3 protein-coding genes and 1 pseudogene are annotated in these 3,593 nt (G+C 58.5%); all 4 read left to right on the top strand.

What is annotated here, in order from left to right:
* Positions 1-102: 102 nt before the first annotated feature.
* Positions 103-993 (top strand): annotated as a pseudogene (locus tag CFR76_RS17275) (IS3 family transposase); the annotation flags it as partial.
* Complete coding sequence (locus CFR76_RS18195) at positions 974-1,375, top strand: hypothetical protein (RefSeq protein ID WP_167402165.1); 402 nt, start codon at positions 974-976, stop codon at positions 1,373-1,375. The pseudogene CFR76_RS17275 and the gene CFR76_RS18195, both read left to right, overlap by 20 nt.
* 85 nt (positions 1,376-1,460) lie before the next feature.
* A complete protein-coding gene (locus tag CFR76_RS17265) occupies positions 1,461-2,918 on the top strand; it encodes a L,D-transpeptidase scaffold domain-containing protein (RefSeq protein WP_110557940.1) in 1,458 nt (485 codons plus the stop codon).
* Positions 2,919-3,158: 240 nt separating this feature from the next.
* Positions 3,159-3,593 (top strand): transposase (locus CFR76_RS17255; RefSeq protein WP_146222725.1); only part of this gene is annotated, 435 nt, incomplete at its 3' end.

The following is a 3,593-nucleotide window of genomic DNA, read 5'->3' as shown; positions in this document are numbered from 1 at the left end:
AAACGCATCGGCTCACTCATCAAAGGCTTCTCACCACAGGAATGTGCCAACTACCTCAAAAACTCAGGATATGCATCAACCTAATCACAGAATGCTCTAGGAAGCGACCCAGTTCTTCGCGAGCCAAAAGCCATGAGGTTCGCTTTCATCCACGGACATCGGCATGAATGGCCAATCGGGAGGCTGTGCCAGGTCTTGCGGGTCTCGGCACGGGGTTACCGGGCCTGGGCATCCCGACCGGCCTGCCAGCGCCAGCGTACCGATCTGAAGGTACTGACGCATATCCGTGAGCATTTTGCCCTGAGCAACGGTTCCTACGGACGGCCGCGCATGACCATGGAACTCAGGGAAGCCGGGCTTGATGTCGGGGAACGTCGCGTTGGCCGCCTCATGAAGGACAACGGGATCCGGCCCGTGCGCACCCGTCGCCACAAGGTGACGACCGACAGCCACTACCAGTCTGACATTGCGGCCAACCTTCTGGACGGTGATTTCCTTGCTGAAGGCCCCAACTGGAAATGGGCGGGAAATATCAGCTCTATCTGGACTGCCGAGGGCTGGCTCTACCTGGCTGTCGTCATTGATCTGTTCAGTCGTCGCGTGATCGGGTGGGCCGCGAGCGACCAGATGAAAAAGGATCTGGCCATCCGTGCCCTAGATATGGCGGTACGGCTGCGTGACCCGGCGCTAGGTTGTATTTTTCACTCCGATCGTGGCAGCCAGTATGGCTCCCATGATTTCCAGAAAAAGCTGCTGGCGGCCCATGGACTGCTGGCTTCAATGTCCGGAAAGGGAAACTGTTTTGACAACGCTGCCGTCGAAACATTTTTCAAAAGCCTGAAGGCGGAATGGCTCTGGAGACAGAACTGGCCAACCCGCCGTCAGGCTACCGCCGCCATCTTCCAGTATATCAATGGTTTCTACAATCCACGTCGACGCCATTCATATCTGCGCGGCATCAGCCCCCTCGCTTTTGAAGCAAGAGTGGCATAAGCACTTCCTGACCGGCACAAAACCGTTACAAGTCCACAAAGAAACCGGGCTGTTTCATGCCCCCTCATTACAAGACCAGAGAGCGCATCATATCCAAAAAGTTTTTCGAATCTTCCAGCTCCACAAAGGAGCTGGAATCTCATGTATTGAACTGTCGAAAGCAGGCTTCAGCCGCGGGCTGGAGGTGCTGACGGCGGTGGCGGCGGCGGCGGCGGCGCAGCTTCGACGGGCGCAGGCGCCGGTGGGGGCTTGTGGTCCGCGCAAGCGGCGAGCATCGGCAGAGGAATGGCAACGGCTACAAACGCCGCATTACGGAGCAGTCTGTAACAGGACGATGTTTTGGATGGCGCGGACATCTGTTATTCCTTTGTTAAGGCCCTGATGGCCAGTAAATATTTAGGAACATCACTCGATAGAAAGTCAAACTACTATTTACATCATACTGAAAGATCGAGGAGTCGTGTTTCATGTCTACATCATGGTGGCAGAACAAGTCATATTATAACAGTTCCTCAACGATCGGAACAGTAGAACGCACCATGGCCCTATGGGTTGCCGCCACTCGCCATTGCGCGCTGGCGGCGGTGGTGGCTCTCTCCGCCTGTACTACCACCCCGGAGTCTGCATCGACCGAGATAGGGCGCGCGCTCAACGCACCGGCATCTGTCACCGCGGGGAGGGACATGCTCAACACCGGCCTGCTGAAACGATTTTACGACCTCCACGACTTCAAGCCAGTATGGGACAGCCATCCCGCCCAGGCAAAGGCCGTCCTGAAGGCCATTGCCCAAGCGGGCGACCAAGGTCTGGACCCCGCATCGTTTCACACCGACCTATTGCGGCATGACAAGAACCTGACACCGCTTGAGCGTGAACTTCTGCTGTCGGACGCAGCGCTGTCCTATGCCGACGCTCTGGCGCACGGAGCCGTGCCGCCGGAACGAAGGGACGACAATCAGGCCCTGGCGCCCGCTGCGGTCGATGTCGCCGCCGTGGTGAGCCAAGCCCTGGACGGCGCCGACCCAGCAGCCATGATCGAAAGCCTGGCCCCCACGACCCCAGGCTATCGCGCCCTGCAACAGGCATTGCGGACCTGCCGTTCCGCAGGACCGACCGAGCGGCGCAAGGTCCTGGATTGCCAGCACAGGATCGAGGTCAATCTCGAGCGCCAGAGATGGCTGCCACGCGCGATGCCCGCCGATCGCATCGTGGTCAACGTGGCGGATGAACGGCTGGTGGCCTACCGCGATGACCAGCCGGTACTGGCCACCCGGGTGATCGTCGGGCAGGACGCGCAGCGCAACCAAAGCCCGGAATTCCAGGCGGTAATCGAAGCGGGCCTGTTCAACCCGCCCTGGGTCGTTCCGAAAGACATCGTTACACGTGAGATGTTGCCCAGAATCAGTCGCGATCCGAACTATCTTGCCCGCAATAGGATGATCATGCTTCCCAACGGAGAAATCGAGCAGATGGCGGGATCGGAAGCGGGGCTGGGCCTGCTGATGTTCGACATGCCCAACCGGTTTGACGTCTATCTTCACGACACGCCCGACCGGTCCCTTTTCAACCGCGTCAACCGCCGCATCAGTCATGGTTGCATCCGGGTGCAAAATCCGCGGGAACTGGCGGCCCTTTTGCTGAAGGAACCCCTCAGGACCGTCGATCAGGACATCGCAACCGGCAAGACGACACGTCACACCCTGCCGAAGGGCGTGCCGGTATTCGTCATTTACCAGACCGCATTCGTGGACGAAAACGGCCTGCTGCGATACGTGCCTGATTTCTACAACAGGGACCCTGCACTCTGGAAGCTGTTGCATAGACCGCCGCGAGGCGCCCGTGCCTCTACCCTCGCAATAGGATCGGCCTATGTGGGAGGCAGCAGCCGTCTAACGTTCAATGCTGCAGGATCACATGTGTTCTGAACGCAGCGCCGCACGGCTGCGTCTCCGTAAATCTGGCTGTCATCGCAAGGAAAACTGGCAGTCTTAGAAACGGATTCATGATCGCAATGAAAGTGCCTAATGCCTTGACTAACTCCGTATGATCCAGCGCCAGCATCTGCAACCGCTGGCCGCTTCAAACCTGGGGACAAGTTTCTTAACTTCCTAGCAGCCTGTCGGGTTGGGGTACCCTGTGAAGAGGTGAAGTTGTAAGGTGGTGAGATGAGCAGCTTCATCCCGTTTGATCGATCCCAGCCATATCTTCTGCCTCCTGACCTGAAGTCGTGGCTTCCGGCGGACGATATGGCGCATTTCGTTGTAGCTGCCGTTGAACGGGTTCCGATGAGCGTGTTCTGCGTGCCGGCGCGCACGGGTGGGAAGGCACAGTATCACCCGTGCCTGATGCTGGCCCTTCTGATCTTCAGCTATGCAAACGGGCTGTTTTCCTCACGCCGGATTGAGCGGGCGACATATCGCGACATCGGTGTGCGCTTCGTGGCGGCGAACCTGCATCCGGATCATGATACGATTGCGACTTTCCGCCGGACGAACCAGGTGGCCATTGAAGCTGCATTTGCCCAGGTCCTGCTTCTGGCGCGTGAGACGGGCCTGCTGCGTCTGGGCGTGGTGTCGATCAACGGCACGAAAATCGATGCT

The sequence above is a fragment of the Komagataeibacter swingsii genome (assembly GCF_003207895.1).
Classification (GTDB): domain Bacteria; phylum Pseudomonadota; class Alphaproteobacteria; order Acetobacterales; family Acetobacteraceae; genus Komagataeibacter; species Komagataeibacter swingsii.
Note: the sequence above shows the minus strand (reverse complement) of the source record. Positions and strands in the feature narration are given on the sequence as shown.